The organism is Companilactobacillus crustorum JCM 15951 (assembly GCF_001434585.1).
GTDB classification, from domain to species: Bacteria; Bacillota; Bacilli; order Lactobacillales; family Lactobacillaceae; genus Companilactobacillus; species Companilactobacillus crustorum.
Genome location: NZ_AZDB01000094.1, coordinates 1 through 305, shown reverse-complemented (window position 1 = coordinate 305; position 305 = coordinate 1). Strand labels below are relative to the sequence as shown.

At 38.7% G+C, this 305-nt stretch carries 1 protein-coding gene; it reads left to right on the top strand.

All coding sequences use genetic code 11. The features are described from left to right. Nucleotides 1-305, top strand: a 305-nt coding sequence (locus FD26_RS10795; RefSeq protein ID WP_162254858.1) for a recombinase family protein, incomplete at both ends; no start/stop codon positions are given.

Below are 305 nucleotides of genomic sequence, written 5' to 3'. Positions count from 1 at the left end.
AAGGAGCAACATTTAGATCGACAGTTAGCGGCTTTAAAAGACGTTGATAAATTATTTACGGATAAATTAAGTGGGGCTAACACTAATCGGCCAGAACTGCAAAAAATGCTGGCCTATATTCGTGAGGGTGATATTGTAATGGTCACTGAATTAGATCGCTTAGGCAGAAACAACCATGATTTGACTAAGATCATGAACTCCATTCAAAATAAAGGTGCCACCCTAGATGTGTTAAATTTACCGTCCATGACAGGGATTGCTGACCCAAATTTACGTCAACTGATGACCAACTTGATTATTGAACT